Annotated in this window: 15 protein-coding genes; 9 read left to right on the top strand and 6 right to left on the bottom strand. The window is 68.9% G+C overall.

The features are described from left to right. The first annotated feature begins 4 nt into the window (after nt 1-4). From nadC to EER30_RS05070, 5 genes are all read left to right on the top strand, one after another. On the top strand, nt 5-856 hold the full coding sequence (gene nadC / locus EER30_RS05090) for a carboxylating nicotinate-nucleotide diphosphorylase (RefSeq protein WP_127498687.1): 852 nt from the start codon (nt 5-7) through the stop codon (nt 854-856). Between the two features lie 82 nt (nt 857-938). Beyond that, nucleotides 939-1,703 (top strand): type III pantothenate kinase, encoded by a 765-nt coding sequence (locus EER30_RS05085; protein ID WP_127498685.1) that lies wholly within the window; start codon nt 939-941, stop codon nt 1,701-1,703. Nucleotides 1,704-1,775: 72 nt separating this feature from the next. Continuing rightward, nucleotides 1,776-3,284, top strand: coding sequence for a lysine--tRNA ligase (gene lysS / locus EER30_RS05080; protein WP_127498683.1), 1,509 nt, complete (start codon nt 1,776-1,778; stop codon nt 3,282-3,284). Between the two features lie 117 nt (nt 3,285-3,401). Further along, complete coding sequence (locus tag EER30_RS05075) at nt 3,402-3,758, top strand: histone-like nucleoid-structuring protein Lsr2 (protein WP_127498681.1); 357 nt, start codon at nt 3,402-3,404, stop codon at nt 3,756-3,758. A gap of 376 nt (nt 3,759-4,134) precedes the next feature. Further along, nucleotides 4,135-6,657, top strand: a complete 2,523-nt coding sequence (locus EER30_RS05070) for an ATP-dependent Clp protease ATP-binding subunit (protein ID WP_127498679.1) — start codon at nt 4,135-4,137, stop codon at nt 6,655-6,657. A gap of 106 nt (nt 6,658-6,763) precedes the next feature. Here the strand turns inward: EER30_RS05070 and EER30_RS48435 are convergent, their stop codons facing one another. The 4 genes from EER30_RS48435 to EER30_RS05055 all read right to left on the bottom strand — a co-directional run bounded on the left by EER30_RS48435 (nt 6,764) and on the right by EER30_RS05055 (nt 11,720). Next, entirely contained in the window at nt 6,764-7,114 is a 351-nt protein-coding gene (locus EER30_RS48435; RefSeq protein ID WP_240669754.1) for a hypothetical protein, read from the bottom strand. Next, complete coding sequence (locus tag EER30_RS05065; RefSeq protein ID WP_240669753.1) at nt 7,101-8,168, bottom strand: glycoside hydrolase family 43 protein; 1,068 nt, start codon at nt 8,166-8,168, stop codon at nt 7,101-7,103. Before EER30_RS05065 ends, EER30_RS48435 begins: the two co-directional genes overlap by 14 nt. Before the next feature lie 10 nt (nt 8,169-8,178). Continuing rightward, on the bottom strand, nt 8,179-10,677 hold the full coding sequence (locus EER30_RS05060; RefSeq protein WP_240669752.1) for an alpha-L-arabinofuranosidase C-terminal domain-containing protein: 2,499 nt from the start codon (nt 10,675-10,677) through the stop codon (nt 8,179-8,181). 146 nt (nt 10,678-10,823) lie between these two features. Then, nucleotides 10,824-11,720 carry an HhH-GPD family protein gene (locus EER30_RS05055; RefSeq protein ID WP_127498675.1) on the bottom strand — a complete coding sequence of 299 codons (897 nt, stop codon included), beginning with the start codon at nt 11,718-11,720 and terminating at the stop codon, nt 10,824-10,826. Nucleotides 11,721-11,741: 21 nt separating this feature from the next. Here EER30_RS05055 and EER30_RS05050 point away from each other — a divergent pair, with 21 nt between their 5' ends. From EER30_RS05050 to EER30_RS05035, 4 genes are all read left to right on the top strand, one after another. Next, complete coding sequence (locus tag EER30_RS05050; protein ID WP_127498673.1) at nt 11,742-12,245, top strand: glycine cleavage system transcriptional repressor; 504 nt, start codon at nt 11,742-11,744, stop codon at nt 12,243-12,245. Next, the gene (def, locus tag EER30_RS05045) at nt 12,242-12,772 is read left to right on the top strand and encodes a peptide deformylase (protein WP_127498671.1); all 531 of its coding nucleotides are present in this window, start codon (nt 12,242-12,244) and stop codon (nt 12,770-12,772) included. The genes EER30_RS05050 and def overlap by 4 nt, the downstream gene beginning before the upstream one ends. 84 nt (nt 12,773-12,856) lie before the next feature. Then, nucleotides 12,857-13,615, top strand: a complete 759-nt coding sequence (locus tag EER30_RS05040; RefSeq protein WP_127498669.1) for an RAD23 family protein — start codon at nt 12,857-12,859, stop codon at nt 13,613-13,615. After that, complete coding sequence (locus EER30_RS05035; RefSeq protein WP_127498667.1) at nt 13,616-14,134, top strand: 2'-5' RNA ligase family protein; 519 nt, start codon at nt 13,616-13,618, stop codon at nt 14,132-14,134. A 184-nt stretch (nt 14,135-14,318) separates the two neighbouring features. Here the strand turns inward: EER30_RS05035 and EER30_RS05030 are convergent, their stop codons facing one another. Further along, nucleotides 14,319-14,951, bottom strand: coding sequence for a DUF6518 family protein (locus EER30_RS05030; protein WP_127498665.1), 633 nt, complete (start codon nt 14,949-14,951; stop codon nt 14,319-14,321). Between the two features lie 93 nt (nt 14,952-15,044). Beyond that, nucleotides 15,045-16,232 (bottom strand): DNA integrity scanning diadenylate cyclase DisA, encoded by a 1,188-nt coding sequence (gene disA / locus EER30_RS05025; RefSeq protein ID WP_127498663.1) that lies wholly within the window; start codon nt 16,230-16,232, stop codon nt 15,045-15,047. Nucleotides 16,233-16,276 lie beyond the last annotated feature (44 nt).

Below are 16,276 nucleotides of genomic sequence, written 5' to 3'. Positions count from 1 at the left end.
ATCCATGAACGAGCTCGACGTCGCCGAGGTGGAACTGATCGTCCGCACGGCGCTGGCGGAGGACCTCGGTTCGCCGCCGCACGACGTGACCAGCGAGGCCACCATCCCGGCCGATCAGGTCGACACGGCCGAGCTGGTGGCCCGGGCCGACGGCGTGGTGGCCGGCCTGCCGGTGGCGGCCGTGGTCTTCAACGACACCTCCGGCGGCCGCGACGTCTTCGAACAACGGGTGGCCGAGGGCGACCGGGTCTCCCGGGGCGACGTGCTGGCCGTCATCACCGGCCCGACCCAGGCGCTGCTCACCGCCGAGCGCACCGCCCTCAACCTGCTCAGCCGCATGTCCGGGGTGGCCACCCACACCCGCCGCTGGGCCGACGCCCTGGCCGGCACGAAGGCGACCGTGCTCGACACCCGCAAGACCACCCCCGGCCTTCGCTACCTGGAGAAATACGCCGTACGCGTCGGCGGCGGCACCAACAAGCGCATGGGCCTCTACGACGTCGCCATGATCAAGGACAACCACAAGGTCGCCGCGGGCAGCATCACCGCCGCGTTCCGCCTGGTCCGCGAGAAGTTCCCCGAGGTGCCGGTCCAGGTCGAGGTCACCACCGTGGCCGAGGCGATCGAGGCGGTCGAGGCCGGCGCCACCTTCCTGCTCTGCGACAACATGCCGCCCGCCCGGCTGCGCGAGGTCGTGGCCGAGGTCGGCGACCGGGCCGAGCTCGAGGCGACCGGCAACCTGCGCCTCGAGACGGTGGCCGACTATGCCGCGACCGGCGTCGATTACCTCTCGGTCGGTGGTCTGACCCACTCGTCGCCGATCCTCGACATCGCGATGGATCTCCGCCCGCGCTGACCCCGCGGGGTTGGTGGGACGATGGAGAGGGTGGCCACCGGCGGGGCCGCCCTTTCGGCGTACGAAATTTTGAGGGGTTGCCGTGCTGCTTTGTATTGATATCGGTAACACCAACACGGTGCTGGCGACCTTCGACGGTGACAAGCTCGTGCACAACTGGCGGATCAAGACCGACGCGCGGTCCACGGCCGACGAGCTCGGCCTGATGTTCCGCGGCCTGCTGGCCGGCGACGCGGTCGAGATCACCGGGGTCGCGGCCTGCTCGACCGTGCCGGCCGCCCTGCGCAGTCTGCGCACCATGCTGGCCCGCTACTACGGCGACCTGCCCAACGTGATCGTCGAGCCGGGCGTCAAGACCGGCGTTCAGCTCGCCATCGACAACCCGAAAGAGGTGGGCGCCGACCGGGTGGTCAACACGCTCGCGGCGCACGCCCTCTACGGCGGGCCGTCGATCGTGGTCGACTTCGGCACCACCACCAACTTCGATGTGATCAGTGAGAAGGGGGAGTTCCTGGGCGGCGCCTTCGCCCCGGGCATCGAGATCTCCTTCGACGCGCTGGCCGCCCGGGCCGCCCAGCTGCGCAAGGTCGAGCCGGCCAAGCCCAAGTCGGTGATCGGCAAGAACACCGTCGAGTGCCTGCAGTCCGGCATGTACTTCGGCTTCGCCGGCCAGGTCGACGGCATCGTCTCGCGGATGATCGACGAGATCGGACCGGTCAAGGCGGTCATCGCCACCGGCGGGCTCGCCTGGCTGGTCAAGGACGAGTGCCGCACGATCACCACGCACGAGCCGATGATCACGCTGATCGGCCTGCGGATGGTCTACGAGCGCAACGTCGGCGCGTAATAGGTTTTTGGCCCTGGCCTGGCCCTGAGTAGGCTTTCAGGGCCAATTACCAGCCGTACAGAGAGTCGTGCCGTGACCGAGCAGAATGTGGCCGCACCAGAGAACGCCGAGGACCTTCCCGAGCAGATGCGGGTCCGCCGGTCGAAGCGCGACCGGATGCTCGCCGAAGGGGTGTCCCCCTACCCGGTGACCGTCGCGCGGACGACCTCGCTGAAGCAACTGCGCGAGGAGTACCCCGACCTGCCCGTCGACGCGGCCACCGGCGACCAGGTGTCGATCACCGGTCGGGTGATCTTCGTGCGCAACGGCGGCAAGCTGTGCTTCGCCACCCTGCGCGACGGCGACGGCACCGAGCTGCAGGCCATGCTCTCGCTGGCCAAGGTCGGCGAGCAGCGCCTGGCCGACTGGAAGCAGCTCGTCGACCTCGGCGACCTGGTCTCGGTGACCGGCGAAGTGATCACCAGCAAGCGAGGCGAGCTCTCCGTCCTCGCCGACTCGTGGGCGATGAGCGCCAAGGCGCTGCGCCCGCTCCCGGTGGCGCACAAGCCGCTCTCCGAGGAGACCCGGGTCCGTCAGCGTTATGTCGATCTGATCGTCCGGCCGCAGGCCCGCGACATCGTTCGCGCACGCGCCACGGTGGTCCGCAGTCTGCGCGAGTCGCTGTTCCGCCGCGATTATCTCGAGGTGGAAACGCCAATGTTGCAGTTGCTGCACGGCGGCGCGACGGCTCGGCCTTTTGTGACGCACAGCAACGCGCTCGACACCGATCTCTATCTGCGCATCGCGCCGGAACTCTTTTTGAAGCGGGCCGTCGTCGGCGGCATCGATCGCGTCTTCGAGATCAACCGCAACTTCCGCAATGAGGGTATGGACTCCACCCACTCGCCGGAGTTCGCGTCGCTCGAGGCCTACCAGGCGTACGCGGACTACAACGTCATGCAGCAGCAGGTGCGCGAGTGGATTCAGGAAGCCGCCTTCGCGGTCGCCGGATCACACATCGTGACGCACTTCGACGGCACCGAGTTGGACCTGAGCGGCGAGTGGGCGTCGGTCACACTCTATGGTTCGCTCTCCGAGGCGCTCGGCGAAGAAGTCACCCCTTCCACCGATATTGCGCAACTGCTGCGTTATGCCGAAAAGCATGACCTTTCCGTCGACCCGAAGTGGGGCCCCGGCAAGCTCGTCGAGGAGCTGTTCGAGCACCTGGTGGAGCACACGCTGCAGGCACCGACCTTCGTGCGCGACTTCCCCGAGGACACGTCGCCGCTGACCCGGGCCCACCGGGAAACGCCCGGGCTCACCGAGAAGTGGGACCTCTACGTCTCCGGGTTCGAACTGGCGACCGCCTATTCCGAACTCGTCGACCCGGTTGTGCAGCGCGAACGGCTGGTCGCCCAGTCGCTGCTGGCGGCGGGCGGCGATCCCGAGGCGATGCAGCTCGACGAAGATTTCCTGCGGGCCATCGAGTACGGAATGCCGCCCACGGGTGGCATGGGAATGGGAATCGACCGGCTCTTGATGGCGCTCACCGGGCTGGGCATTCGAGAAACGATCCTCTTCCCGCTCGTACGCCCAGAGTAAGCGCCGGACCGGTCCGTACTCAAAATGTTCTGACCGCCATTGACGCGCGGCGCCGCCCTGGCGTTATTGTCTGTGCGTTGCATTGGGGAGAACCTGTGTTCGGGAGGATAGCGGCGCGTGGCCAAGCAGATCATTCACAAGCTGGTCGATGACATCGACGGAGGCGACGCCGACGAGACGGTGAAGTTCGCTCTCGACGGCATTCAGTACGAGATCGACCTCTCGGAGAAGAACGCCGCCAAATTGCGGGAGACCTTCGAGCCGTACGTGGCGGCCGGTGCCAAGGTCGCCCGGGGCGGCGTGGTCGTGGGTGGCCGGGCCGCTCGCGGCCGGGGCGGCGCGACCGCCGACCGGGAGCAGAACCGGGCGATCCGGGAGTGGGCCAAGAAGGCCGGCAAGGACATCTCCGACCGGGGGCGGATCCCGCAGGAGATCGTGGACGAGTTCCACGCCAAGGGCCCGGGCCGCAACTGACCCGACCCCCAGCCCGACGCAGCATGGTCCGCCACATCCTCCCGGATGCGGCGGACCTGCTGCTTTTCGGTGGTCCTTCGGTGGGGCGGCGTAAAGTTATCCACAGCTGGGGACGAACTTGTCCACAGGCTGTGGACGCCGGGTCGTCGGATTTCGCTGTGCGCGTAGCCGTTCCGCTGGGGGAACAGCGGTTGAGCGTGCGAAGTTGGCTAAATCAACGTTGCGGTCGGTTTCGAGGGGCCACGAGGGCCCAGCAAGACCACCCGGCGGCGATAGAGTTGTCAGTACGGGCATCACCGATGCCCGTGCGCTGGCCCCGCCAGCTGTTGAGACAAGCTCAGCACATTGGCGCACGGCACGTGAGGAGCACGAGGGCATGTTCGAGCGGTTCACCGACCGAGCGCGACGGGTTGTCGTCCTGGCCCAAGAAGAGGCCCGGATGCTCAACCACAACTACATCGGGACCGAGCACATTCTGCTCGGCCTGATCCACGAGGGTGAGGGCGTCGCCGCCAAGGCTCTCGAGAGCCTGGGCATCTCTCTCGAGGGAGTGCGGCAGCAGGTCGAGGAAATCATCGGCCAGGGTCAGCAGGCGCCGAGCGGGCACATCCCGTTCACGCCCCGCGCCAAGAAGGTTCTCGAGCTGTCGCTGCGTGAGGCGCTCCAGCTCGGCCACAACTACATCGGCACCGAGCACATCCTGCTCGGCCTGATCCGCGAGGGTGAGGGCGTCGCCGCCCAGGTCCTCGTCAAGCTGGGCGCCGATCTCAACCGGGTGCGCCAGCAGGTCATCCAGTTGCTCTCCGGCTACCAGGGCAAGGAGCCGGCCGCCGCCGGCGCCGCGGCGGGCGAGGCTGCGCCCTCGACGAGCCTGGTCCTCGACCAGTTCGGCCGCAACCTGACCCAGGCCGCCCGCGAGGGCAAGCTCGACCCGGTCATCGGGCGCGAGAAGGAGATCGAGCGGGTCATGCAGGTGCTGTCCCGCCGCACCAAGAACAACCCGGTTCTCATCGGTGAGCCGGGCGTCGGCAAGACCGCGGTCGTCGAGGGCCTGTCCCAGTCGATCGTCAAGGGCGAGGTGCCCGAGACGCTCAAGGACAAGCAGCTCTACACGCTCGACCTCGGTGCGCTGGTCGCCGGCTCCCGCTACCGCGGTGACTTCGAGGAGCGCCTGAAGAAGGTGCTCAAGGAGATCCGCACCCGGGGCGACATCATCCTGTTCATCGACGAGATCCACACCCTGGTGGGTGCGGGTGCCGCCGAGGGCGCCATCGACGCCGCGAGCATCCTCAAGCCGATGCTGGCCCGTGGTGAGCTCCAGACCATCGGCGCGACCACCCTCGACGAATACCGCAAGCACCTGGAGAAGGACGCCGCTCTCGAGCGCCGCTTCCAGCCCATCCAGGTCGGCGAGCCGTCGCTGGCGCACACGATCGAGATCCTCAAGGGTCTCCGTGACCGCTACGAGGCCCACCACCGCATCAGCATCACCGACGCCGCCCTGGTGGCCGCGGCGACGCTGGCCGACCGGTACATCTCCGACCGCTTCCTGCCCGACAAGGCGATCGACCTGATCGACGAGGCCGGCGCACGCATGCGCATCCGCCGGATGACCGCGCCGCCGGACCTTCGCGACTTCGACGAGCGCATCGCCCAGGTGCGGCGCGACAAGGAGTCCGCGATCGACGCGCAGGACTTCGAGCGGGCCGCGCAGCTGCGCGACAAGGAGAAGCAGCTGCTGGGCCAGAAGGCGCAGCGCGAGAAGGAGTGGAAGGCCGGAGACCTCGACGTCGTGTCCGAGGTCGACGACGAGCAGATCGCCGAGGTCCTGGGCAACTGGACCGGCATCCCGGTTTACAAGCTGACCGAGGAGGAGACCTCTCGCCTGCTCCGCATGGAAGATGAGCTGCACAAGCGGGTCATCGGCCAGGAAGACGCGGTCAAGGCGGTCTCCAAGGCGATCCGGCGTACGCGGGCCGGTCTGAAGGACCCGAAGCGCCCCTCCGGTTCGTTCATCTTCGCCGGCCCCTCCGGTGTCGGTAAGACCGAGCTCTCGAAGGCGCTGGCCGAGTTCCTGTTCGGCTCGGAAGACGCGCTGATCCAGCTCGACATGTCCGAGTTCCACGACCGCTACACGGTGTCCCGTCTCGTCGGTGCCCCTCCCGGCTACGTCGGTTACGACGAGGGTGGCCAGCTCACCGAGAAGGTGCGCCGCAAGCCGTTCTCCGTGGTCCTCTTCGACGAGATCGAGAAGGCCCACCCGGACGTCTTCAACACGCTCCTGCAGATCCTCGAGGACGGCCGCCTGACCGACGGTCAGGGCCGCATCGTGGACTTCAAGAACACCGTCATCATCCTCACCACCAACCTCGGCACCCGCGACGTTGCCAAGGCGGTCTCCCTGGGCTTCCAGGCCTCGGAAGACGTCGAGAGCAACTACGACCGGATGAAGGTCAAGGTCAACGACGAGCTGAAGCAGCACTTCCGCCCGGAGTTCCTCAACCGCATCGACGACACGATCGTCTTCCACCAGCTCCGCCAGGAAGAGATCCTGCAGATCGTCGACATCTTCACCGCGCGGATCGAGTCCCAGCTCAAGAACAAGGACATGGGCCTCGAGCTGACCGACAACGCCAAGAAGTACCTGGCCAAGAAGGGGTTCGACCCGGTTCTGGGCGCGCGGCCGCTGCGCCGCACGATCCAGCGCGACCTGGAAGACACCCTGTCCGAGCAGATCCTCTTCAACGAACTGCGCCCCGGCCAGATCGTTGTCGTCGACTGCGAGGGCGACCCGGAGAACATCGAGAAGTCCAAGCTGGTCTTCCGCGGTGCTGACCGGGGAGTCTCGGTTCCGGACGCTGTTCCGGCCGACCTCGAGGCCACGGCCACCGAGGAGTAAGACCCCAGCAAACGGCCCGGCTGCGATCACGCAGCCGGGCCGTTTCGCGTTCAAGAGCAGGGCCGCGTACGCGGCTGGGGGGTCCACGTACGCGGCGGCCAACCCGTCAGCTCAGCCGGAAGACCGTACCGGATGAGCCGACGGAGATCGTGGAGCCGGAAACGCGCAGGTAGCCGGCCTCGGAGCGCAGCTTGAGGCCGGTCCGCCCGACTTCCCGGCGCAGTGGCAGCGGCGTGGCGTCAAGAACCATCGCGGCCCCCAGGAGGCGGTCCGGGCGATCGACCGACCGCAGCACCTCGGTCCCGTCCGCCCGCGCCTCGAACCGGAACTGTGTCGCCGCCAGATCCCGAGGAGCCCGCTGCACGATGATCGCGCCCTCGGTCGTGTGCCGCACGAAGTCGTCGGGCCGCTCAGCGGGCGACAGCCGTACGATCGGCCCGCCGTCACCGACCGGCACCCCGAACAGCGGCGTCCCGTCCGGATGCCAGTAGAAGCCTTTGGACCCGAGCGTGCCGGTTCGGGTCGTACAGGGGATCGCCGACGATGTCGCGATAGTCGCGGGCGTGGTAGACCAGCACGTCCGTGTGCCCGTCCTCGGCCACCGTGAACGAGTTGTGCCCCGGGCCATACCGGGAGGTCGCCGTGTTGGTCACGAAGATCGGATCCGGGGTCTTCACCCACGACTCGCGCCTGAGCAGGTCGGCGTCCGCGTCGGCGGTGAGCAGCCCCATGCAGTATCGAGCGTCCGTGGCGCTGGCCGAGAAGGTCAGGAACACCCGGCCGTTGCGGATCAGGACGGCCGGCCCCTCGTTCACCCGGAAACCCTGGATCTCCCAGTCCCGGGTCGGCGTGGTGATCCGGGTCGGCTTGCTCGCCAGTGACCACGGCGTGCCCATCCGCGCGATGTAGAGACTCGTGTTGACCGCGATCTCCGGTTCGCTCTGAGCCCACACCAGGTAGCGGCGGCCCCGGTGCGCGAACGTCGTCGCGTCCAGCGTGAAGCCATCCCACTCGGTGAGGAGCTGGGTCTTGAGCTGCCAGCCGCTTGCGTCCAGCGGGTCGGTCAGCGGCGACTCGAGCACGTAGGTGCGGATGCGGAACACGTCGTCGGAGTCGCCGGCCGCGAAGTAGACGTACCAGCGACCATCGACGCGGTGCAGCTCCGGCGCCCAGATGTGCCCGGCCATCTTGCCGCTGGCCGGCCGCCGCCAGATCACCGTCTCGGCCGCGCCCGACAATCCGGCCAGCGTCGGGGAGCCCCGCAGTGCGACCCGGTCATATTCGGGAACCGAGCCGGTGAAGTAGTAGACGCCGTTCGTCCGGGGGGTGATGAACGGATCGGCGCGCTGCGTGACCAGCGGCTGGACGGTCGGCACGCCATAGATCTCGGCATCCGTACGGGGCTGGGCCGCGATCGCCGTTCCGGCCGACCCGAGTCTGGCCATTCCCGCCCCGGCCGCGACCCCGAGGGAGCCGCGCATCAGAGTGCGCCTGCTGAAGGCGTACGACATGGGTTGTCCCCTATCTCGTCTTGAGGCGCAGGAAGGTGACCGAGCTCGCCGGGAACTCGCGGACGAACGTCGAGCCCAGGCCGGTGATCGTGGTCGTGACCGGCTGGATCGGCTCGGCCGAACGGGTGTTCTGCTCGCCCGGGTCACCCCTCAGCACGGTCATGCGGCCCGTGGAGGCGACGCGCTGACCCCCGAGGTCGACCTTGGTGAACGCCGGCGTGGGGGAGGCGTTCACGACCTTGACGATCAACTCGCCGGCCCTGGTGTCACGGGTGACGACCTGGGCGAACGGCTCGATGACCCGGTTGTCGTCGAAACTTCCCCACACCTCGCCGTCGCGGATCAGGGTCACCTTCGTGCCGCGAACCTCGATCCTCAGGTCGTACGTCTGGCCGGTGTTGACAGTGTCGGGTCTGGTCAGGAGCTGTTCCTTGGCGTCGGCGGACCCGCTGGCCTTCTCGATCGCGCCCTGGGTGTTGTTCCAGCCGCCGAGATTCCACCAGTACCAGGTGCCCGAGTCCTTGATGCCGAACGGGATGAGGAAACCCTCGGCCCCGGCGGTCTTCGTGGCCTTGACGCTGATGTCGTAGTCGGTCGCGGTGATGTTCGTGGCCGCCGCGACCATCGTGTTCTCGGCGCCCAGATCGGTCTGCGCGTAGGCGCCGTCGTTCACCGTCCACGTGCCGCGGTTGGCGACGGGACTCCAGCCGTCCGCGTTGCCGTCGTTGAAGTCGTCGCTGAGCAGCACGTTCCCGTCCGGCGTGGTGACCCGCAGATCGTCATAACGAGCCGCCGTACGCCACGTCGAGAACCCGACCCGTCCGGTGATCGGCTGCGGCTGCACGACCCGCCCGCCGGTCACCGTGGACGGCACGACCCGGTCGCCGACGTTCGTCATGAACAGTTTCTGCACCTGGTAGCTGGTCGAGCCCCACGACTCGTCGTTGTCGAGCCAGATCAGGTCGGGCCGCCACTGCACGTTGTCGATGTTGGCGAACAACGGCGCGTACGAGGCCATCTTCACGACGTCCGCGTTGCGTTCCAGCCCGGTCATGTAGGCCGCCTCGGCCAGCGAGTTGAAGAACTTGGCGTCCTGCGAGGCGTATTCACCGAGGAACACCTTCGGGCCGTTGCGGTCGTACGTGTCGTACCGCTCGTTGTTCTGCAGGAACCAGTTCGGGCTGTTGTAGTAGTGCTCGTCGACCATGTCGCTGCCGACCGCCCGGTTCTTGGCCCACAGGTTCTCGAAGGTCGCGCCCTGGTCGTCCGGCCCGGAATTGCTGATCACCGTGATCTCCGGATGTTTCGCCTTGATCGCCGCGCGGAAATCCAGGTAGTTCGCGAAATACTCCTCGGGCAGGTTCTCCTCGTTGCCGACCCCGACCATCGTGAGGCCGAACGGTTTCGGGTGCCCCATCCGCGCCCGCACCTTGCCCCATGTCGAGGTGGCCGGCCCGTTGGCGAACTCGATCAGGTCGAGCGTGTCCTGGATGTGCCGCTGCAGCAGCACCGGGTCGTCGGTCGCCCGGTTCTGCCCACAGCCGGTGACCAGGGCCGGTACGACCGGCAGGGCAGCGGCGCCGATGTCCTCGGAGAACTGGAAATACTCGTAGTAGCCGAGCCCGTAGCTCTGGTTGTAGCCCCAGAAGTTCGCGTTGGTGGCCCGCGTCTCGACCGGCCCGACGGTGTCCTTCCACTGATAGGACCGGGCGCGCGGGAAGCCCGACACGGCGTCGTAGGCGTAGTGGCTGCCGGTGTTGACCAGGCACCCGCCCGGGAACCGCACGAAGCCCGGCTGCAGGGCGGCGACCTTCTCGGCCAGATCCTTGCGGAGCCCGTTGGCCCGTCCCTTGAACGTGTCGCGCGGGAACATCGACACCATGTCGAGCCGCAGCGTGCCCGTTCCCGCGTACGCCACCGACAGCCGCCCGAGATCGCTGGTGCTCGTGGCTCGCAGCGTCCCGGCGTACCGGGTCCAGGTGTCGTTCTTGACGCCGATGCTGAGCGGTGCCGCGAGGGCCGTGCCGTCGGCGGTCTTCAAGGCGACGTTCACCGTGCCGGCTGCGTCGGCGCGCGCCCACACCGAGAAGTTGTAGCGCTCGCCGCGTTCGACCGCGAGGCCGCTGTTGTAGCCCGCGTTGGTCACCCCGCCCGGCCCGGTCAGCCGCAGGTAGGTGCGATTCCGCTCATTCAGGCGCCCGTCGTCGTCCACGGTCGCCGCGGCGCCCGTCGCCGTCCATCCGGTCAGCCCGGTGTACGACCGGTTGTCCGCGGCCTGGAACTCGAAGGAGCGATTTCGGACCAGCTCGGCGTAGAGCCCGCCGTCAGCTCCGTAGTTGATGTCCTCGAAGAAGACGCCGTACATTTCGTCGCCGATGGCCGGGCCTGTGGCGGCGGGATCGACCGTGATCGTGTAGTCGGGGTCGGCGGCGGCGGCGGCCGGAGGCGCGACCGCGAGCGGCAGCGCGATCAGGGCCGCGACGAGGCCGGCCAAGCGAGTGCGAGCCACCGGGATCCCCCCTTGTGCGCGCGAACAACTCCTTCTCGTGTTTGTGGCCAGTGGAGTCATAGCCCCACCTGAGGACGCCGCTCGCGTGATATCCGTCTATGTTAGCGTTCACTCTAGACGGAAGCCTTCGGAAAGTCAGCCTCCGATCACAGAGACTGCGGGCGTACGGCCGGAGCGTCGCCCGCGAGCACGAAGGCGTCCCCGCTCAACGGCTCGACCAGGCCGTCCTCGACCAGCCCGGCCAGCGCCCGGGCCCGCTGCACGTCGTCGTTCCACACCAGGTCGAGGCGCTGCCGCGGGACCGGGCCGGTCTCGTGGCGCAGCACCTCGAGCAGCAGGCCCCGCACCTGACGGTCGGTGCCGGCGTACCGCTGCGGTTTGCGGCTCGGCCCCACCATCGCGGGCGAACCGGCCCGCCGCCACGCGCACACCGCTTCGAACGGGCACTCGGTGCAGCGCGGTGACCGGGCCACGCAGAGCAGTGCACCCAGCTCCATGAACGCGATGCTGGCGCGGGCCGCCCGGGCCGGTTCCTCGGGGAGCAGTTCGGCCATCGCGACCAGATCGGCGGCGGTCGTGGCCGGACCCGCGTCGGGCTTGCCCTCGACCGCCCGCGACACGACGCGGCGCACGTTCGTGTCGACCACCGGGTGGCGCTGGCCGTAGGCGAAGGTCGCCACGGCCCGCCCGGTGTACGTGCCCACGCCGGGCAGCGCGAGCAGCTGGTCGAGATCGGACGGGACCCGCCCGTCGTGCCGCTCGACCATCGCCACCGCGGCGGCGTGCAACCGCATGGCGCGGCGCGGGTAGCCCAGCCGCCCCCACATGCGGATCGCCTCCGCGGGCGGATCGGAGGCCAGGTCGGCCGGGGTGGGCCAGCGGGTCATCCAGGATCGCCAGGCGGGCTCCACCCGTACGACCGGGGTCTGCTGGAGCATCACCTCGCTCACCAGCACGCCCCAGGCGCTCGTGTCGGGCTGCCGCCAGGGCAGATCGCGGGCATTCTTGTCGAACCACGTGATGGCGTCATCGGCGAGAGTCATGTCAGGTCTTACTGTAGGCAGGTGCATGAGCTCGCCATCACCGTCATCGGCCCCGACCGCACCGGCATCGTGGCCGACGTGGCCGAAGCGCTGGCCGGCGTCGGTGCCAACCTGACCGACTCCACCATGACGCGGCTGCGCGGTCACTTCACGATGACCCTCATCTGCACCGGCCCGACGCCGGCCGAAGCGTCGGCCGCGCTCGAGTCGCTGACCGGCGTCGTCACCGAGGTGCGCGAGGTCGCCCCCGAAGAAGACGCGCTGGCCGAGGGCGAGCCGTTCGTGGTCAGCGTGCACGGCGCCGACCGGCTCGGCATCGTCGCGGCCGTGACCCGGGTCGTCGCCGGCGCCGGCGGCAACATCACCGATCTGAGCACCCGGCTGACCGGGACGCTCTACGTGATCATCGCCGAGGTCGACCTGCCCGGCGGCTCGGCCGACGAGCTGGCCGAGCGGCTCGCGGTGGCCGCCGCCGAGCTGGGCGTCGAGGTGACGTTGCGGCGCGCCGAGTCGGAGATCCTGTGACCATCTCGTGGGACGGCCCCGAGGGCAACGTGCTGCCGGTCGTCACCGCCCCCGCCACGGTGCTCAGCACGGTCGGCGACGAGGTCGACCCCACCGACCCCGCCGTCGTGCAGCTCGCGGCCGACCTGGTCGCCACCATGCGCGTCGCGCCCGGCTGCGTCGGGCTGGCCGCTCCCCAGGTCGGCGTCGGCGTGCAACTCTTCGCGGTCGACGTGAGCGGACACCCGAAAGCATCGACATTGCACGGTACGTTCGTCCTCTGCAACGCGAAGATCATCGAGGCGAGCCGCTGGAAGGCCGGGCGCGAGGGCTGCATGTCGGTCCCCGACCTCACCGGCGACGTGAAAAGGGCCGGCCGCGTCGTCGTCGCCGCGACCCTGCCCGGCAGCGGGGAATCGGTCGAGATAGTGACCGACGCCTTCGAGGCCCGCGCCCTGCAGCACGAGATCGATCACTGTGCCGGAAAGTTGTTTCTCGATCGTGTCGCCGGGGCGCACGCCATCTACCAGCGCAAAGTTTATCTCTGACCGGACGACGCGAGTCTGTGTCGCATAACGTCCGGCGCGTCGCGTCCACCCTCGCGGGCGCGCGGGTTTACGGTGGGCCCCATCATGCGAACGACGGTTGGTCCCCTTCCCTCCGCCGTCTACTGGCGGCGTCGTGCGGTCGTGCTGGGTGCTGTGTTGCTCGGCATCATCGTGCTGTTCGTTTCCTGCACCGGAGACGACAAAAAAGACCCTCAGGGCCAGAACAAGAACACGTCGACCTCGTCGCAGATACCGGCGACCACGCCGACCTCGGCCGCGCCCACACCCTCCTTCGCCGACGCCAAGCCCGGCGGCGGCAACCCCTCGCTGCCCGCGCCCGGCGACCTCGAACCCCAGTCGCCCGGCAACGAGGACCAGCAGCAGACGCTGCCGCCCACCGGCGGGACGGGCACCGGGCAGAACAACAACGTCAACAATCCGTCGGACGGCTCCTGCGCCGACAACGAATTGGTCGTGACCCCGGTTCCGTCCGCCACGAACCTCAAGCGCGGTGCGGCGGTCCAGCTCGAGCTGAAGGTCAAGAACAACAGCTCGCGTACGTGTTCCCGCGACGTCGGAGCCGACCCGCAGGAGCTCTACATCGACCAGGGCGCCCGCAAGTACTGGTCCTCCGACACGTGCAGCACGGCCAAGGGCAGTGACGTCCGGCAGCTCCCGCCCGGCCAGGAACTCACGTACAAGGTGACCTGGAACGGCCGCCAGTCGAGCAACTGCACCGGCGGCTCGGCGTCCGGCCCCAACCCACCGCCCGGCCAGTTCGAGCTGCGCGCCCGCCTGGGCACGCTCGTCAGCGAGCCGGTTGTGCTGACCATCGCGTCCTAAGTGGTCGCCGCACTCGAGCTCTACCTGGACGTCGACGCCACCCGTCGGGTCCGCACACTGTGGCGGGCCCTGGAGGACGAGGGCATCCCGACGCTGGCGTCGCTGCTGAACGAGAAACACCGCCCGCACGTCTCACTGGCGGCGGCCCGTCAGCTAGCGCCGGACAAGGTAGTCGACGCACTGGCCGGCCTACCGGTCGGACGCGGCCTGACCCTGGACATGGATTTCGTCGGCCAGTTCGTGGGCCGCGTGCTGTGGCTGGGCGTCACCCCGACCGCTCCACTGCTCGAACACCACCGCCAGGTCCACGAGCGTCTGGACGCGGCCGGGGTCGAGGTGTGGGATCTTTACCGGCCGGGCCGCTGGGTGCCGCACTGCACGATCTCGATGCGCGTCCCGAACCCGCAGATGGCCCCGGCGATCCGGCGGTGCCTGGAGGTGCTCCCGTTGCGCGCCACAGTCGTCGGCGCATCGGTGACCGACCACGCCAACGACATCGCTGAGCCGCTGCCGGCCTGACAAGCAGGGCCCGTTCGCCCAGAGCCCGCCGCGCGCAGAGCCCGCAGAGCCCGCCGCGCGCAGAGCCCGCCGCGCGCAGAGCCCGCCCTCCCCAAGGGGGATCCCCCGCTTGTCAGTGTGACGGGATATGGGGATCTTTGCGCGGCGGCCTGTGGACAGACTCGAACTGTGGACAGGGAGCGGCTCAGCGGAAGCCGGTCAGCGACAGCAGGACGTAGCCGATCGCGGTCAGCGGCAAGGCGCACAGCAGCGCCAGACCGCGCTGGCGCCACGATCGTCCGACGAGCAGGGTGATCGCCAGGCCCAAGGTCACCACGACGGCCACGTACGCGAGCTGGTCGCCGGTGCCGTAGGAGGGGTCGCCGATGCGCCGCGCCTGCACCACGCCCTCGGCGAACAGGACCGCGCCCGGCATGCCGAGCGCCGCCGTCCCGAGAAGCCGGCCACCGCGGGCCAGCGGATCGCGGGCGAGGACTCCGGCGGCGCCGAAGACTGTTCCGGCGATCACCCCGAAGCCCATCCACATCAGCGCGACGCTGTTGTAGGTGTTCGACAGGTCGTCGTTCTGGATCACGTTCGCCGTGAGGTAGTAGCTGGGCACGGCCACCACCAGGCAGACGATCGCGCCGAGCACGCTGACCAGCGTTGACCAGCGGAAGCGGTAGGTCAGCAGGAACGCCGCGACCGCCCACACGGCCAGGGAGTTGCCTAGGTCGCCCAGCGGCGACGGCACGTACTTGATCCAGACGAAGTCGAGGGCGCCCAGCAGTACGCCCGCCACCGGGGCTACCACGACGACGTTCCGGTTACCAGACATGACTGATGATCTTAGGAACGCCGGTGACCTGCCCGCATCGCACCGAGGGCAGAGCAGGGTCGGCCGAAAGACCGAAAGACCGACGGCAGAGAGTCAGACGTAGCGTTCGAGGATCGACGCCTCGGCCAAGCGGGACAGACCCTCGCGTACGCCGCGGGCCCGCGCGTCGCCGACGCCGTCGACCGCCTGCAGGTCTTCGACCGTGGCGCCGAGCAGGCGCTGCAGGCTGCCGAAGTGGTCGACGAGCCGGTCGACGATCTGGGCGGGCAGGCGCGGCACCTTGGCCAGCAGGCGGAAGCCGCGCGGGGACACCGCCGCGTCGAGCGAATCGGAGGCGCCCGGATAGCCGATGGCCTTGGCCACCGCCACCAGGTCGATCATCTCGGTCGCGGTGAGCAGGTCGAGCTCGACCAGGGCCTCGTCGAGGGTGCGCGCCTTGCGGCCGGTGGGCAGATAGTCGCGGATCACCAGGGTGCGGTCGGAGTCGACGCCGGCCATGAGCTCGTCGAGCTGCAGGGCGAGCAGGCGGCCGTCGGTGCCGAGCTCGACGACGTAGCCGGAGATCTCGTCGGCGATGCGGCGGACCATTTCGAGCCGCTGGACGACGGCGACGGCGTCACGCACGGTGACCAGGTCTTCGATCTCGAGCGCGGACAGGGTGCCGGAGACCTCGTCGAGGCGCAGCTTGTAGCGCTCGAGGGTGGCCAGCGCCTGGTTGGCCCGGGAAAGGATGGCGGCCGAGTCGTCGAGGACGTGGCGCTGCCCGTTCACGTAGAGGCCGATGATGTGCATCGACTGGCTCACCGAGATGACCGGGAAGCCCGACTGCTTGGCGACCCGCTCGGCGGTGCGGTGACGGGTGCCCGACTCTTCGGAGGGGATGCCCGGGTCGGGCATGAGGTGCACGGCGGCCCGCACGATGCGGGTGCCGTCGCTGGAGAGCACGACCGCGCCGTCCATCTTGCACAGCTCGCGCAGGCGGGTGGCCGAGAACTCGACATCGAGGGCGAAACCGCCGGTGCAGATGCTTTCGACGACGGCGTCGTGACCGAGCACGATCAGCGCGCCCGTGCGGCCGCGCAGGATGCGTTCGAGGCCGTCACGCAGCGCCGTGCCGGGCGCCATGAGGGCCAGGTTGGCGCGGAGCGGATCGCCGCTCACACCGCCCCCGGTGAGCCCGGGACCCCCGGAGGTCACTGCCGGACGCGCCGAACCGTTGACGCCGGGTTTCGGCGTCGGGCTGGAAGCGGCGGGTTTGGAACCATCGCGGTCGAGCGGCACCTGGACATTCTACGGACTGTCATCCAGAGCAACGAGCCGTGGTT

The organism is Actinoplanes solisilvae, from assembly GCF_003999975.1.
GTDB lineage: Bacteria > Actinomycetota > Actinomycetes > Mycobacteriales > Micromonosporaceae > Actinoplanes > Actinoplanes solisilvae.
This window is presented reverse-complemented; position numbering and strand designations above follow the sequence as displayed.

Bases quoted from the DNA above. Each gene is read 5' to 3' on its own strand.
- nadC (WP_127498687.1), top strand. From the start codon at position 5: ATGAACGAGCTCGACGTCGCCGAGGTGGAACTGATCGTCCGCACGGCG.
- EER30_RS05070 (WP_127498679.1), top strand. From the start codon at position 4,135: ATGTTCGAGCGGTTCACCGACCGAGCGCGACGGGTTGTCGTCCTGGCC.
- EER30_RS05065 (WP_240669753.1), bottom strand. From the start codon at position 8,168: ATGTCGTACGCCTTCAGCAGGCGCACTCTGATGCGCGGCTCCCTCGGG.
- EER30_RS05055 (WP_127498675.1), bottom strand. From the start codon at position 11,720: ATGACTCTCGCCGATGACGCCATCACGTGGTTCGACAAGAATGCCCGC.
- EER30_RS05040 (WP_127498669.1), top strand. From the start codon at position 12,857: ATGCGAACGACGGTTGGTCCCCTTCCCTCCGCCGTCTACTGGCGGCGT.
- EER30_RS05030 (WP_127498665.1), bottom strand. From the start codon at position 14,951: ATGTCTGGTAACCGGAACGTCGTCGTGGTAGCCCCGGTGGCGGGCGTA.